Here is a 15,645-nt window from a genome sequence, read left to right on the forward strand (position 1 = left end):
CGCCCGGCACCTGGGACACCGAACACCGGGGGCACCGGACCGCACCTCGCTACCGGTTCTCCGCGACGGCGGGTGGCGACGCGGCGAGCGACAGACCCCGCGTCGCGATCCGCCAGCCGATCGCGTAGACCAGGGTGACCAGGCCGCAGCCGGCCAGTACGACACGCTCGTCGACGATGTCCACGACCGCGGCAACCACCAGCTGACTGACGGAGATCGCCAGGGTCGCCAGCATCATGTCGGTCGCGAAGACGCGACCCCGTAGCCGGTCCGGCACCTCGCCCTGCAGGGCGAAGTTCGACATCACCCAGTTGCTGCCACCCGCGAAGTGCGCCACGAAGACCAGGACCAGCACCAGCGGGAACCAGGCGGCCACGGAGGTACCGAGGTAGGCCAGCCCGTACGCCGACATGGACAGGGCCAGGCCGGGCAGCAGCCAGGCACGGTTGGTCAGCACCCGACGCATCATGATCGGACCGACCAACGCGCCGGCACCACGGACGGCGAACAGCAGGCCGGCACCGAGCGCGCCGACCCCGTACACCCCGGCGAGCAGCGGAAAGACGGTCAACACACCGTTGCCGAGACCCACCGCCGACTTGACCGTCACCAGCGCCAGCACCCGCGGACGGTGCCCGATGTAGACGAGCGCCTCGCGGATGGCCGCCCAGGTCTGCGGCGGCCTCGCCCCCCGCTCCCGGGTTGCCTGCAACGGGCGGCGGATGAGCGTGGCCAGGCCCGCGGCGATCACCAGCCCGACCGCACCGACCCAGAAACAGGCGTACGGCCCGGCCGCCGCGCTGAGCACCCCACCGAGCGACGCGCCGACGACGGTCATCGTGCCCCACGCCGAACCGGCCACCGCGTTGCCGGCGGCCAGCTCGTCCGGATCGAGCACGTTCGGCAGCGCCGCCTGCGCCGCCGGTGAGTAGAACGCCTTCGCCACCGCGACCACGCCGATACCGAGCAGCGCCAGCCAGGCCGTGCCGGCGTCGCGTACGCCGAGCAGCAGCAGGACGCCGACAAGCGCCGCGGCGTTCGAGACGATCATGATCGTGCGCCGGTCGAAGCGGTCGGCGATGGTGCCGGAGTACGGCAGCAACAGCGCCACGATGCCGGTGTCCACGGCGAGCACCAGAGCGCCCCACACCCCGCTGCCGGTCAGCTTCGGCAGCAGCACCAGCAACGGAACCATGACGAACCAGTCGGCACCGAAGACCACCAGCTCGGCGAGGAAGAGATTGCGGAAGTTCCGGTTGCGGGTGAGGACCGAGAGGGTGGACGCCACGGAGCGGACCATACCCGGCCACCGTCGGTGGCCGAGTCGGAGCGCGGACACCCCCGGAGGGCCCGAGGACCCTCCGGGGGTGCCCGGTCACCCGTTCGGTGGGAACGGCGAGTTACGGGTCTTCGGCAGCCGCAGCACCTCGAACTGGTCGGTGTTCTCGATCAACGCCCCGGAGGGCGCCGCCGGTACCGGCCGGCTCTCCCGCCGGCCGGTGTCCGCCGTGCCGGCACCGGCCTGCGCTCCCACCGGCGTCCGGTCGGTGTCCGGCTCGGCGCCGTCGGTCTCGCCGGCACCCGGTTCGCCGGCCGGGTCACCGTGACGGCGCCGCCGCCACGCCCGCACCGAGACCTTGGTGTCCTCCACCATGGCGTACAGCGTCGGCACCAGGATCAGCGTGAGCAGCGTGGAGGTGAGCAGGCCGCCGATCACCACGATGGCCAGCGGTCGCGAGATGAAACCGCCCTCACCGGTCAGCCCGAAGGCCATCGGCGTCAGCGCGAAGATGGTGGCGATCGCGGTCATCAGGATCGGCCGCAGCCGGTGCCGTCCACCCTCGACCACCGCCTCCCGCACCCCCATGCCCTGGGCCCGGTACTGGTTGACCAGGTCGAGCAGCACGATGGCGTTCGTCACCACGATGCCGACCAGCATGAGCACACCGATCAGCGCCGGCACGCTCAGTGCGGTGCCGCTGACCAGCAGCAGAGCGACCGCTCCGGTGGCCGCGAACGGAATGGACACCAGCAGGATCAGCGCCTGCACCACGCTCCGGAACGTCGCCATCATGATCAGGAAGACGATCGCGATCGCGGCCAGCACGGCCAGACCCAGATCGGCGAAGGTCTCCCGCTGTTCGGCGCTGACCCCGCCGAGGGAGAACGTGGCCCCCGGTACGTCGATCGCGTCGAGGCGACGCTGCAGCTCGGCGCTGATCGCGCCCAGGTCGGAGCCGGTGACCGTGCCGGTCACCGAGACGCTGCGCTCACCGTCGATCCGCCGTACCTGTTGCGGGCCGGTGGTCTCGGTGACGTCGGCGATGTCGTCCAGCTCGACCGCGCCCACCGGCAGGGCCCGCAGCTCCGCCACGGTCGCCGGCGGTGCCGCCGACAGGCGCAGCACCACGTCCCGGGCGGCGCCGTCGACGGTCACCTGACCCAGCGGCGTACCCCGGAAAGACTGCGCCACCAGTTGGCCGACGGCGGCCTCGGTGAGCCCGGCCCGGCTGGCCGCCACCCGGTCGACCGTCACGTCGACCCGGGGTACCCGCTGGGCCAGGGTGGTCGAGACGTCCTCGACCCCGCCGATGCCGGTCAGTGCCGCCTCGGCCTGCGCCGCGGCGGCGGCCAGCACCTCGGGATCGGCGGCCCGGACGATGACCGCCAGCTCGTTGGCGGACGCCCCGCCCTGGCCCGCCGGGAAGGTGATCTCGCCGGCCTCGGACCCGAGCGTCGCGAACCGGTCCCGCAGCACGCCGCGCATCGCCTTCGCGTCGGTGTCCCCGCCGAGCCGCAGGGCGTAGTTGGCCACGTTGTTGCCGGCGCTGCCGGCCCAGGGTGTGTCGCCGCCACCGGCGGTGACCTGGTACGAGTCGATGCCCGCAGTGTCCGCCAGCACCGCCTCGACCCGCCTGGCCGCCGCGTCGGTGCCGGCCAACCCGGTGCCGACCGGCAGTTCCTGGCGGATGTTGAGGGTGTCCTGACCGGAGTCGTCGAGGAAGTTCGTCTCCAACTGCCGGGCCAGCCCGAAGGTGCCGAACAGCACCAGCAGTCCCGCCGCCAGGGTCGCCCACCGGTAGGCCCGCCGCCCGGTGGCGAACCGGATGACCGGCAGGTACGCCCGCTGCAACGGGCTGCGCAGCTCGCGCTCCTCAGCCGCCCGCCGGACCGCCGCCCCGTCGGCCGCGGCGCTGACCGGCTTGAGGAACCAGTACGCGAGCACCGGGATCACCGTCAGCGAGACCAGCAGCGAGGCGAGCAGCGCCACGGTGACCGTGATCGCGAAGGGTGCGAAGAGCTGCCCGACGAAGCCACCGACCAGGGCGATGGGGGCGAAGACGGCAACCGTGGTCAACGTCGACGCGGTCACCGCACCGGCCACCTCGCGTACGGCGGTGAGAATCGCCTGTCGTTTCGGCCCCCCGTACGTCAGGTGTCGCTTGATGTTCTCCAGCACGACGATCGAGTCGTCCACCACCCGGCCGACCGCGACCGTCAACGCGCCGAGGGTGAGCAGGTTGAGCGAGTAGTCACCGATCCAGAGGGCGATCAGCGCCACCACCACCGACAGCGGGATGGAGACCGCGGTGACCACGGTGGACCGCACCGACAGCAGGAACACCAGGATGACCACCACGGCCATGATCAGACCCAGCAGACCCTCGGTGCTCAGCGTCTTGATGGACTTCTCCACGAACGGCGCCTGGTCGAGCACCACGGTCAACTCGGCGCCCGTGGCGGACCGCAGGTCGGCGAGCCGGTCGGCGACCGCGTGCGAGATCTCCACCGCGTTGCCGTCCGGGTCGGCGGTGACCGCGATGCCGAGGCTCTCCCGGCCGTTGGTGCGGGTGATGGCGGTGGCCGGCGCGAGTTGCTCCTCGACTGTGGCGACGTCGCCGAGACGGACCGGTCCGGCCTTCTTGACCGGCGGAGCGACGATCACGTCGCGCAGCTCGTCCAGGGTGGTCAGCGGGGCGCCCACCTGCACCGGCAGGGTGCGCTGGCCGTCCAGCACCGCACCGGCCGGCACCGCCACGCCGTTGGCCTGCAACGCCGTGCCGATCGCGGTCGGCTGTACCTTCGCCTTCGCCAGCTTCGCCGGGTCCGGGGTGATCACCACAAGTTCGTCCCGGACTCCGGTCAGCTCGACGCCGCGTACGCCGTCGATCGCCGCCAGTTCCGGCACCACGGTGTCCCGGAGCTTGCCGGCGAGGGTCCGCTCGTCGTCGTCGCCGGACGCGGCCAGCACCACCGCCGGCAGGTCGTCGGTGCTGCCCGCGATCACCTGCGGGTCGACGCCCTCCGGCAGGCTGGTCCGGTTGATCGCGGTCTGCATCCGGCTGACCATGTCGTCGAGCTCGGTGCCGAACTCGTACTGCACCTGGATGGTGGTCAGGCCCTCTCGGGAGGTCGAGACGACCGAGTCGAGACCGGAGATGCCGCGCAGGCTGTTCTCGATCGGCTCGGCGACCTCGGACTCGACGACCTCCGGCGCGGCACCAGGGTACTGGGCCACGATGAAGGCGGCGGGGAACTCCAGTGACGGTAGGAGTTGCTGCTTCAGTGACGGCACGGCGTACACACCGAACGCCGTGGTCACCACCGCGATGAGGGCTACCAGCCCTCGGTTGGCGAGGCTGAATCTGGCGAGCAGCGACATCGCGAGGCTCACTCCTGGGGAAGACGGTCGAGGGGTACGAGCAGTGTGCCCGACCCGCTCGGTCCACCGGATTCCGGGTCGGGCGGGCTCTCGGCGGTGCTGATCCGCAGCGACGCCACCAGATCGCGGTACAGCTCGTCGGTGCGCAGCAGGGTGGCGTGGTCGCCGACGGCCCGGATCCGGCCACGGTCCATCACGACGATCTGATCGGCGTCGAGCACGGTGGAGAGCCGGTGGGCGATGGTCACCACCGCGCCCACCGTGGCCCGCTGCCGCACGCACCGGCCGATCACCGCCTCGGTGAGGCCGTCGACCTGGGCGGTCGCCTCGTCGAGCAACAGCACGTCGGGGGTACGCAGCACCGCCCGGGCCAACGCGATGCGCTGCCGCTCGCCGCCGGAGACGGTGGTGGCGCTCAGCGGCGCGTCCAGCCCGAGGTCGAGCGAGCCGACCCGGTCGTGCAGGTCGACCGCGCGCAGTGCGGCCCAGAGTTCCTCGTCGCTGGCGTCCGGGTGGGTGAAGCGCAGGTTGTCCCCGACGGTGCCCGGCACCACCGGCGCCTCCTGCTCGACGTAGGCCAGCCGGCCACGGATCTCGACGGGGGTGTGCTCCGGGTAGGGACGGCCGTAAAGCAGCAGTCGACCCCGCTCCGGTTCGAGGAAGCGCAGCAGCAGGGAGAACAGGGTGGTCTTGCCGGCACCGGAGGGCCCGACGATGGCGGTGTGGCCACGACGGGGGATCGCCAGGTCGATGCCGCGTACGGCGGGTGGCGCCCCCGGGGCGTACCGTGCGGTGACGTCCTGGAAGGTCAGCACGACGTCGCCGGATTCCGATCCGACGGGCCCGAGCGGTCCGGCGGGTACCGGTGTCGGCTGACCGGTCGGCCGGGAACCGGGCTCGACCGCGATGGCCTCGATCTCCCGCAGGCGGCCGGCCGCCGCGATACCCGCCTGCATGGCCGTCATGTTCTGGGTCAACTCGCTGATCGGCCCCATCAGCTGGAAGGCGTAGAGCAGGAAAGCGATCAAGGTGGACACCTCGATCAGGCCACGCTCGGCCCGCGCCGCTCCGAATCCGAGGATGACGATCACGGCGAGTTGGAGGCCGGTCCAGGAGATGGTCCAGACGGTCGCCGCGCGGCGGGCGGCGTGTACGCCGTGCCGTGCCGAGTCCTGCGCGTGCCTGATGATCAGACCAGCCTGGCGCTGTTCGGCGCGACTGGCCTTGACCGTACGGATGGCGCGCAGCGAACCCTCCAGGATCCCGCCGAGTCGTCCCACCGATTCCTGCGCCGCCTCCTGGGCCCGCCCGATCGACGGCAGCAGCAGGCCCATCAGCACCGCCACGACGACGACCGCGACCAGGGTGGTGGCCAGCAGCACCAGATCGAGCGTGCCCATCAGCACGAGCGTCCCGACCAGCGCCACCGCACCGTTGATCAGGCCGACGAGGCTGCCGGACGCCTCGTGCAGCAGCCCCGGGTCGGAGGTTGCCCGGGTGACCAGTTCGCCGCCGGGCCGGCGGGTGAGCTGGTCGATCCGGGCGGCGAAATAGCGGCGGATCACACCGGACCGCGCGTCGAGCACCACCCGCTCGGCGACGCCGCCCATCAGCACCCACTGCCACAGCGAGATGCCGGCACCGACGACGACGAGGGCGAACAGCACGGTCACCGGCCGGGACAGTGAGCCGCCGGCACCGAGGGTGTCCAGCACCCATTTGGTCACCAGCGGGGTGGCCAGCCCGGCGGCGTTGGCCAGCAGGCCGAGCAGCAGCCCGAGCAACATCGCCGGCCAGTGTGGCCGTAGGTAGGCGAGCAGTAGGTGGGTCCGGCCCGGACGGCCGGCCGCCCAGGAGTCGGCCGGCCGCGGATGGGTCGATGCGGTAGTGGCGTTCGCAGTCATCCCGTTATGGAACACCTATGTTCCATAACGGGCAATCAGAATTCCGAAATCGCACATTGGTACCCTCTCTCCGTGGTGACCACCGAGGAGACCGGCAGTCGGGCGCGGACCCGGCAGGCGATCCTGCAGGCCGCGATCGAGGTTCTGAGCCGCAATCCGGCGGCCAGCCTGGGCGAGATCGCCACCGTGGCGCAGGTCGGCCGGACCACCCTGCACCGGTACTTCGCCGAGCGGTCGGACCTGCTGGCCGGCGTGGTCGACGAGGGTGTCGCCCGGCTCAACCGGGCGACCGCTCGCGCCCGGCTGGCAGAGGGCACCGGCGCTGAGGCCCTGCAGCGGCTCTGCGTCGAGTACTTCGACCTGGGCGACCTGCTCTCACTGGTCTTCGCCGAGCCGCAACTGGTCACCGACCCCGCCTGGGCCACCGGTGTCTGCGACGACGACTTCCACGCTCTGGTGAGCCGGGGACACGCCGACGGCAGCATCGATCCGGCATTGCCCGCCACCTGGTTGCAGTCCGTGCTCTGGGCACAGCTCTACGCGGGCTGGAGCTACCTGGCCGAACACGACGTGTCCCGCCACGAGGTGCTCGGCCTGGTCACCCGGACCGTCGCCGGCGCCGTCACCCCCCGCCCCTGACTTCCCCACCAGCCGCCCTCGCGGCGATCATGCAGTTGTGGCTCCCGAAACGCACACGTTCATCCACCCTTGTGAGGTGCCACAACTGCATGATCGGCGGGTGCTGCGGGTAGGGGTCGCATCTCGGGCGATGGCGGTGGGTGGCGACATCGGGTTACGGCCGCGCGCGGAGCCGTCAGGCGAGGTCGAGGGAGCGGGCGGCGAGGAGCACGTCGTTGGCGATGGTGACGGGGGCGGGTGCGGTGGAGATGGCCCACTCCGGGTCCTTCAGACCGTGCCCGGTGACCGTGCAGACCACCGTGGCGCCGGCCGGCACCCGGCCGGCGGCGGCCTGCTGGAGCAGGCCGGCGACGCTTGCCGCGCTGCCCAGTTCCACGAAGACGCCGACCTCCCGGGCCAGCAGCCGGTACGCCGCCAGGATCTCCCGGTCGGTGACCGCCTCGATCAGGCCACCCGAGGTGTCCCGCGCGTCCAGGGCCTTCGTCCAGCTCGCGGGGTTGCCGATCCGGATGGCCGTGGCGATGGTGGACGGTTCGGCCACCACCTGCCCGGTCACGATCGGCGCCGCGCCGGCCGCCTGGAAGCCGTACATCTTCGGTCGCCGGCTGGCGTTGCCGGCGTCATGGTCCTCCGCGTAACCCATCCAGTACGCGGAGATGTTGCCGGCGTTGCCCACCGGCAGGCAGTGGATGTCGGGTGCGTCGCCGAGCGCCTCGACGATCTCGAAGGCGGCCGTCTTCTGGCCGTGCAGCCGGTCGATGTTCACCGAGTTGACGAGTGCGACCGGGTAGTCCTGGGCGAGCTTGGCGGCAAGCGCCAGGCAGTCGTCGAAGTTGCCGTTGACCTGGAGCAGCTTGGCGCCGTGCACGAGCGCCTGCGCCAGCTTGCCCAACGCGATCTTGCCCTGCGGCACCAGCACCGCGCAGGTCATCCCGGCCCGGGCCGCGTACGCGGCGGCGGAGGCGGAGGTGTTGCCGGTGGAGGCGCAGATGATCGCCTTGTTACCGGCCTCGACCGCCTTGGAGACGGCCATCGTCATGCCCCGGTCCTTGAAGGAGCCGGTCGGGTTGGCACCCTCCACCTTGAGGTACACGTCGCAGCCGAGCCGGGCGGAGAGCACCGGCGCCGGCAGCAGCGGAGTGTTCCCCTCGTGCAGGGTGACCACCGGCGTGGCCTCGGTGACCGGCAACCGGTCCCGGTAGGCCTCGATCAGACCACGCCACATCACGCTCTCCTCGCCTCCACGATTGACCCGGCCACTCACAGCCCGCCCTCGACCCGCAGCACGCTCGCCACCGACCGGACGATGTCCAGCCCCCGCAGTTCCCGGACGGTCGCCGCGAGCGCCGCGTCCGGCGCGACGTGGGTCACGATGACCAGGACGGCGTCACCGGCGGCGCCGGCGGCACCGGCGGCCGGCCCCTGCCGGACGGTGGCGATCGAGACGTCGTGCCGGGCGAACACCCCGGCCACCGACTCCAGCACACCGGGCCGGTCGGCCACGTCGAGGCTGATGTGGTAGCGGGTGAGCGCCTCACCCATCGGGCGTACCGGCAGGTCGGCGTACGCGGATTCGCTGGCCGCGCGGACTCCGGCGAGCCGGTTGCGGGCCACCGCCACCACGTCACCGAGCACCGCACTGGCGGTCGGCGCCCCACCGGCACCGCGTCCGTAGAACATCAGCTGCCCGGCCGCCTCGGCCTCCACGAAGACCGCGTTGAACGCGTCGCCCACGCTGGCCAGGGGATGGGTCACCGGGATCATCGCCGGGTGCACCCGGACACTCACCGCCTCCCGGCCCTGCCCGTCGGCGCCGCGCGCGGCGATACAGAGGAGTTTGATCGTGCAGCCCATCGCCTTGGCGCTGGCCACGTCCGCGGCGGTGACCTCGGTGATGCCCTCGCGGTGCACGTCGGCGGCGGCGACCCGGCTGTGGAAGGCCAGCGAGGCGAGGATGGCCGCCTTGGCGGCGGCGTCGAAGCCCTCCACGTCGGCCGTGGGGTCAGCCTCGGCGTACCCCAGCTCGGTGGCCTCCTCCAGCGCCTCGGCGAACCCGGCACCGGTGGCGTGCATCGCGGAGAGGATGAAGTTGGTGGTGCCGTTGACGATGCCGGTGACCCGGGTGATCCGGTCACCGTGCAGCGACTCACGCAGCGGGCGCAGCAGCGGGATCGCCCCGGCCACGGACGCCTCGTAGTAGAGGTCGCCGCCGCCCTCCGCCGCCGCGTCGTGCAGGGCGCCGCCGTCCTCGGCGAGCAACGCCTTGTTGGCGGTGACCACGCTCTTGCCGGCCCGCAACGCCTCCACCAGCCAGCCGCGAGCCGGCTCGATGCCGCCGACCACCTCGACCACCACGTCGACGTCGTCCCGCTTGATCAGCCCGAGCGCGTCGGTGGTGAACAGGGCCGGGTCGACGGGAAGGTCGCCGCGGTCCCGCCCGATCCGGCGCACGGCGATGCCGGCGATCTCCAACGGGGCACCGACGCGGGCGGCGAGGTCGGCCGACTGCTCGTGCAGCAGCCGGACCACCTCGGCACCGACGGTGCCGCAGCCGAGCAGGGCGAGGCGTACAGGTGACGTCATCCCACATCCAAAGCGAGCAGGTCCTCTTCGGTCTCCGGTCGAACGATCAGCCGGGCCCGGCCGTTGCGAACCGCGACCACGCCGGGGCGGGGCACGTGGTTGTAGTTGCTGGCCATGCTGCGGCAGTACGCGCCCGTGCCGGGCACCGCGACAAGATCTCCGGGCTGCACGTCGGCGGGCAGGAATTCATCCTTCACCACGATGTCCCCGGACTCACAGTGCTTTCCCACCACGCGGGCGAGCATCGGCCCGGCGGTGCTCGCCCGGGAGGCCAGGGTCGCCGAGTACGACGCGTCGTACAGGGCGGTCCGGATGTTGTCGCTCATCCCGCCGTCGACGCTGACGTACGTCCGGATGCCGTCGACGTCCTTGACCGTACCCACCTGGTAGAGGGTGAACACGGCCGGGCCGACGATCGCCCGCCCCGGTTCGATGGACAGGTGCGGCGTGACCAGCCGCTCCGCCGCGCACTCCGAGTCCACGATCTTGCGCAGCCGCTTGGCCAGGTCGTGCGGGGCGGCGGGATCGTCCTGCGAGGTGTACGCGATGCCGAAACCACCGCCGAGGTCCAGCTCGGGCAGTTCGACGCCGCGGGCGTCGCGGATCTGCGCCTGCAGGGCCAGCACCCGACGGGCGGAGACCTCGAAGCCGCTGGTGTCGAAGATCTGCGAGCCGATGTGCGAGTGCAGCCCGCGCAGCTCCAGCACGTCCTCGTCGAGCACGCGCAGCGCCGCGGTCAGGGCCGCCCCACCCGCGAGGGAGAAGCCGAACTTCTGGTCCTCGTGGGCGGTGGCGATGAACTCGTGGGTGTGCGCCTCCACCCCCACGGTGACCCGGATCAGCACCCGGGGCCGTACGCCGCGTTCACGGGCCAGCGCGGTGAGCCGCTCGATCTCGTGGAACGAGTCGACGATGATCCGCCCCACCCCGACGTCGAGGGCCCGGCTCAGCTCGGCCACCGACTTGTTGTTGCCGTGGAAGCCGATCCGCTCCGGCGGCATCCCGCCGGCCAGCGCCACGGCCAGTTCCCCGCCGCTGCACACGTCGAGGAACATGCCTTCCTCGGCGATCATCCGGACCACCGCCCGGCAGAGGAAGGCCTTGCCCGCGTAGTAGATGTCCTCGTCCGGGAAGGCGGCCTGGAAGTCCCGGCAGCGCGAGCGGAGATCGTCCTCGTCGAGCACGTACACCGGGGTGCCGAACTCGGCGGCGATGTCGCGTACGCCCAGGCCCGCGACGGTGAGCGCGCCGTCGGCGGCGCGCGTCACGTTGCGCGGCCACAACTGCGGCACCAGGGCGTTCACGTCGTCCGGGGTACGCAGCCAGGCCGGCCCCCGGTTACCGATGTCGCCGTGCAGCGCGCCCGCCTCGTGCGCCCGCATCATTGCCTCCCTGGATTCGCGACCGCGGGACCGCTCACCACTACATCCGCTCCGGCGCCGAGACGCCGAGCAGGCGCAGCCCGTTGGCGATGACCACCCGGGTCGCGTCGTTGAGCCAGAGTCGCGCCCGGTGCAGGTCGGTGACGGCCTCGTCGCCCCGGGGCAGGATCCGGCAGTTGTCGTAGAACCGGTGGTACGCCCCGGCCAGGTCCTCCAGGAACCGGGCCACCCGGTGGGGCTCACGCAGCTCGGCCGCGGCGGCCACCACGGCGGGGAACTCAGCCAACGCCTTGAGCAGCTCGTTCTCCTTGTCGTGGTCGAGCAGCTCGGGTCGGAACGACGCCGCGTCGCCCCTGGTGAGGCCGACCTCGGCGGCGTTGCGGCCGACGCTCGCCGTGCGGGCCGCCACGTACTGCACGTAGTAGACCGGGTTGTCCCGGGTGGCCCGGGTCCACAGCTCGATGTCGATGTCGATCGGCGAGTCGCTGGAGTACCGGGCCAGCGCGTAGCGGGAGGCGTCCACCCCGATCGCGTCGACCAGGTCCTCCAGGGTCACCACGGTGCCGGCCCGCTTGCTCATCCGGACCGGCGCGCCGTCGCGGACCAGGTTCACCAGCTGCCCGATGAGGATCTCCAGCGTCTGCTCGGGGTCGTCACCGAAGCAGGCGGCCATCGCCTTCATCCGGCCGACGTAGCCGTGGTGGTCCGCCCCCAGCATGATCACGACCCGGTCGAAGCCCCGTTCCCGCTTGTCGAGGTAGTAGGCGCAGTCGGCGGCGAAGTAGGTCCACTCACCGTTGGACTTGCGCAGCACCCGGTCCTTGTCGTCGCCGAAGTCGGTGGTCCGCAGCCAGGTGGCGCCGTCGGAGTCGAAGAGGTGGCCCTGCTCGCGCAGCCGGGTCAGGGCGTGCTCCAGCTCACCGCGATCGTGCAGGTCCTTCTCGTTGAAGTAGGTGTCGAACTCGACCCCGAAGTCCCGCAGCGAGGACTTGATCTCGGTGAACATCAACGCGACACCCTCGACCCGGAAGACCTCCTGGGCGGCGGCGTCGTCCAGGCTCAGCACGTCGGGCCGCCGGGCGGTGACCTGCTCGGCGATCTCGGCGATGTACGCGCCGCCGTAGCCGTCCTCCGGCGCCGGCTCGCCACGGGCGGCGGCCAGCAGCGAGCGGGCGAAGCGGTCGATCTGCGAGCCGGCGTCGTTGAAGTAGTACTCGGTGCCGACCTCCGCGCCGGTCGCCCGCAGCAGCCGGCTCAACGCGTCGCCGACCGCCGCCCAGCGGACGCCACCGATGTGCACGGGACCGGTCGGGTTGGCCGACACGAACTCCAGGTTGATCTTCAGGCCGGCGAGCCGGTCGCCGCGACCGTACTCATCGCCCGCCTCGACGATCGAACGGGCGAGCTGTCCCGCGGCGGCCGCGTCGAGCCGGATGTTGAGAAAGCCCGGGCCGGCGATCTCGACCGACTTGATCCCCGGCGTGCTGGCCAGCTCGGCGGCGAGCGCGGCGGCCAGTTCCCGGGGCGGCAGGCCGACCTTCTTGCTCAGCTGAAGCGCCAGGGTGGCCGCGTAGTCGCCGTGCTCCGGGTTGCGCGGTCGCTCGACCGTCGTGTGCCCCGGCAGCGCGGCGCGGTCCCACTCTCGGTCGGCGAAGACGGCGTGAGCGGCGGCGAGGACGGCTTCGGCGAGTTCTGCTGGAGTCACCGATCCATGTTATCGGGGGTAGACTCGGTCCCCGCGGCGGCGACCCAGCAACCGAACCCCGCCCGCCAGAGCCCCTGACCGACCGACCTGACGAGGCACGATGAGTATCAGCACCCCGGGCGGCCCGGAGCGCCGCCCGACTGTGGTCAGCACCGGCAAGAAGCCGGCGGCGGGACGGCCGGCCGCCGGCGCCAAGGCGACCGGAGCCAAGGCTGGCCCGGGCAAGGCCGGCTCGGCCCAGCGCGCGGGGGGCGGCAAGGGGCCACGTAAGCCGATCACCCCGGTGAAGGTCAGCCAGGGTCGGTCGTGGGGACCGATCGCGCTGTTCGTCGCCGTCGGCGTGCTCGCCGCGTCGATCATCGGATTCGGTGCCTGGGCGACCTTCAAGGGCAGCCAGTCCTGGGAGGACAAGGCGGCCGACATCGCGGGCATCGTCAACTACCGCGAGACCGACCCGGAGAGCCTCACCTACGAGTCGCACCAGTCCGGCAAGATCGAATACAAGTACAGCCCGCCGGTCGGTGGCGCGCACAACAACGCCTGGCAGCGGTGCCTCGGTGACGTCTACGACGCGCCTATCGCGTCCGAGCACGCGGTGCACAGCATGGAGCACGGCTCGGTCTGGCTCACCTACCGCCCGGACCTGCCCGCGGCCGACGTCGAGAAGCTGGCCAGCGTGATCCGGGGCAACGACTTCATGCTGATGAGCCCGTACGAGGGCCTGGACGCCGCCGTGTCGCTGCAGGCGTGGGGCTACCAGCTCAAGGTCGACAGCGCCGACGACCCGCGGATCAAGGAGTTCGCCACCACGCTGGCGCAGAACGCCTCGATCGAGCCGGGTGTGCCCTGCTCGTCCGGCAACTACACGACCGGCACCGGCACCGAGCCGCGCGAGTTGGCTCCGCCGACGGGTGGTTGACATGTCCAGCGCCATCCAGGAGGCGACCCCGGCGGAGCACAACGGCACCGAACTACACCGGCCGTCCCGGACGCTGCGCTACCTGACCCTGGTCATGGCGGCGGTGCTGCTGCTCGGCGTCGGGTGGACGGCCGCGACCCTGGTGTCGGACCGGGCCCCGGGTGACGACTCGGCCGAGGCCGGCTTCGCCCGGGACATGTCCCGGCACCACGCCCAGGCGGTGGAGATGGCGATGATCGCGTACGCCAAGGCGCAGAATCCGGCGCTGCGGCAGATGGGCTACGACATGGCCCTGACCCAGCAGGCTCAGATCGGTCACATGCAGCGCTGGTTGCAGGAGTGGGAGTTGCTGCCCACCGGTTCACGGCCCGCGATGGAGTGGATGCCCGACGCGGTGCCGGTGGGCCCGGACGGGCTGATGCCGGGCATGGCGACCCGCGAGGAGATCACCCAGCTGCACGAGGCCCAGGGCGTGGAGGTCGACCGACTCTTCATCAAGCTGATGATCGACCACCATCTTGGCGGCGTTCACATGGCCGACGGTGTGCTCAAGGTGTCGGACCGGCCCGAGGTGGTCCGGTTGGCCGAGGCATCGAAGCAGGCACAGCAGAAGGAGATCAACGAGCTGCGCCGGATGACCCCTGCCGACGGCTGAGCCGCTCGCCTGCCGAATCAACCCTCGCCGCCCCGCTCGTCAAACGAGCGGGGCGGCGACGCGTAGGCATCCAGGTGCCAGCTAGTTCGCCTTCTCCGCCCCACCTTGGGGATATAAGACCGATTTTCCCTCTAGGGGTTACTTGGAGGGAAGTGCACTCGTTGTCCGGGACGTGGGGGTTGCACTCAGAGACGCGCGGCGTTCGGTCACCAGTTGGTGCCGACGCCACACCATCGGCGGTGACGGAGCGGTGGCAGCCGTCCGTCGCGGACAGCGGCAGGGTGAGCCGGGAACACTCAGCCGCGAACAGGAACTCGAACTGATCGACACCCTTCGGGGCGTCTACCCCGACGCGTTCGGTCTGGACGAGGAGCTGTGGACCCGCCAGAGTCTGCACGCCCTCATCCAGCAGCAGTTCGGCCTGACGCTTGACGTGGGGGTCGTCGGGGCGTACCTGCGGGCCTGGGGGTTGGGTCCGCGCGAGCCCCGCGAACGGGCCTGCGGGCTCTGCGTCGGGGCGGTCGAACGCTGGGTCCGCAGCGAGTACCCGACGATCACCCGGGCGGCCCAGGAACACCTGGCCGAGGTCTACTGGGTCGGCCGGGTCCGGCTGCGGGGCACCATGCCGGCGGCCGACGTCATCTCGGCGGTCTCCTCGCGGGGGCGGGTCCGGTTCATGGTCACCACCCCGTCGGTCGATCCACCACTGCCCCGGGAGTTCGTGCACCGACTCAGCGGGGCCGAGCGGCGCACCGTACACCTGATCGTGGACGGCTCCTGGGCCCGCAACGAATGGCCGCGCCGACTCCCCCGGCGCATCGTGCCGCACCCGCTGCCCAGTTGCGGACGCGCACTCGCCGCCTGACGCGCCGATACCGATTGGGCGATCGGGAGGGGCGTTTGCTAGTCTTCTCCAGTCGCTGAGCCCCCGTAGCTCAGGGGATAGAGCACCGCCCTCCGGAGGCGGGGGCGCAGGTTCGAATCCTGCCGGGGGCACCTTTTTCTGAAAGATCTGTAGTGGCCCGGCCGCATCCCGGGAGCCTTCCGGGAAGGTAGTGCTCGCCGAGCAGTATGAGACGGATGCGGTTTGACGCTTGACCGGCGGGACTTTCGAGCTATCCGTCCGCTGAGCAGCCATCCGGCGTTCCGGGTTCTGCCCGATGATCTGTGAGCCGGGCAGACTCTCGACCACCAG

11 protein-coding genes and 1 tRNA gene are annotated in these 15,645 nt (G+C 71.5%); 5 read left to right on the top strand and 7 right to left on the bottom strand.

Annotation, left to right across the window (positions count from 1 at the left end):
* Nucleotides 1-49: 49 nt before the first annotated feature.
* The 3 genes from O7605_RS04680 to O7605_RS04690 form a co-directional block, all read right to left on the bottom strand.
* Nucleotides 50-1,288 carry an MFS transporter gene (locus tag O7605_RS04680; protein ID WP_269738068.1) on the bottom strand — a complete coding sequence of 413 codons (1,239 nt, stop codon included), beginning with the start codon at nt 1,286-1,288 and terminating at the stop codon, nt 50-52.
* Nucleotides 1,289-1,375: 87 nt separating this feature from the next.
* Nucleotides 1,376-4,663, bottom strand: coding sequence for an efflux RND transporter permease subunit (locus tag O7605_RS04685; RefSeq protein ID WP_269738069.1), 3,288 nt, complete (start codon nt 4,661-4,663; stop codon nt 1,376-1,378).
* A gap of 8 nt (nt 4,664-4,671) precedes the next feature.
* A complete protein-coding gene (locus O7605_RS04690) occupies nt 4,672-6,567 on the bottom strand; it encodes an ABC transporter ATP-binding protein (protein ID WP_269738070.1) in 1,896 nt (631 codons plus the stop codon).
* A 72-nt stretch (nt 6,568-6,639) separates the two neighbouring features.
* Here O7605_RS04690 and O7605_RS04695 point away from each other — a divergent pair, with 72 nt between their 5' ends.
* Entirely contained in the window at nt 6,640-7,206 is a 567-nt protein-coding gene (locus tag O7605_RS04695; RefSeq protein WP_269738071.1) for a TetR/AcrR family transcriptional regulator, read from the top strand.
* A 175-nt stretch (nt 7,207-7,381) separates the two neighbouring features.
* Here O7605_RS04695 and thrC read toward each other — a convergent pair whose 3' ends face one another.
* From thrC to argS, 4 genes are read right to left on the bottom strand one after another with little or no spacing between them, the layout of a single operon-like run.
* On the bottom strand, nt 7,382-8,431 hold the full coding sequence (thrC, locus tag O7605_RS04700) for a threonine synthase (protein WP_269738072.1): 1,050 nt from the start codon (nt 8,429-8,431) through the stop codon (nt 7,382-7,384).
* A 35-nt stretch (nt 8,432-8,466) separates the two neighbouring features.
* Nucleotides 8,467-9,789, bottom strand: a complete 1,323-nt coding sequence (locus O7605_RS04705) for a homoserine dehydrogenase (protein ID WP_269738073.1) — start codon at nt 9,787-9,789, stop codon at nt 8,467-8,469.
* Entirely contained in the window at nt 9,786-11,171 is a 1,386-nt protein-coding gene (gene lysA / locus O7605_RS04710) for a diaminopimelate decarboxylase (RefSeq protein WP_269738074.1), read from the bottom strand. Before lysA ends, O7605_RS04705 begins: the two co-directional genes overlap by 4 nt.
* Nucleotides 11,172-11,211: 40 nt before the next feature.
* On the bottom strand, nt 11,212-12,876 hold the full coding sequence (gene argS / locus O7605_RS04715) for an arginine--tRNA ligase (RefSeq protein ID WP_269738075.1): 1,665 nt from the start codon (nt 12,874-12,876) through the stop codon (nt 11,212-11,214).
* A gap of 100 nt (nt 12,877-12,976) precedes the next feature.
* Here argS and O7605_RS04720 point away from each other — a divergent pair, with 100 nt between their 5' ends.
* The 4 genes from O7605_RS04720 (at nt 12,977) to O7605_RS04735 (ending at nt 15,446) form a co-directional block, all read left to right on the top strand.
* Nucleotides 12,977-13,795 (top strand): DUF3105 domain-containing protein, encoded by an 819-nt coding sequence (locus O7605_RS04720; protein WP_269738076.1) that lies wholly within the window; start codon nt 12,977-12,979, stop codon nt 13,793-13,795.
* Nucleotide 13,796: 1 nt separating this feature from the next.
* Nucleotides 13,797-14,450: a DUF305 domain-containing protein gene (locus O7605_RS04725; RefSeq protein WP_269738077.1), complete on the top strand. Its 654-nt coding sequence runs from the start codon at nt 13,797-13,799 to the stop codon at nt 14,448-14,450.
* A gap of 172 nt (nt 14,451-14,622) precedes the next feature.
* Nucleotides 14,623-15,315 (top strand): winged helix-turn-helix domain-containing protein, encoded by a 693-nt coding sequence (locus O7605_RS04730; RefSeq protein ID WP_269738078.1) that lies wholly within the window; start codon nt 14,623-14,625, stop codon nt 15,313-15,315.
* Between the two features lie 59 nt (nt 15,316-15,374).
* Nucleotides 15,375-15,446 (top strand) — tRNA-Arg (locus O7605_RS04735).
* The last annotated feature ends 199 nt before the right edge of the window (nt 15,447-15,645 follow it).

The organism is Verrucosispora sp. WMMA2121, from assembly GCF_027460185.1.
In the GTDB taxonomy this organism is placed as follows: domain Bacteria; phylum Actinomycetota; class Actinomycetes; order Mycobacteriales; family Micromonosporaceae; genus Micromonospora; species Micromonospora palythoicola.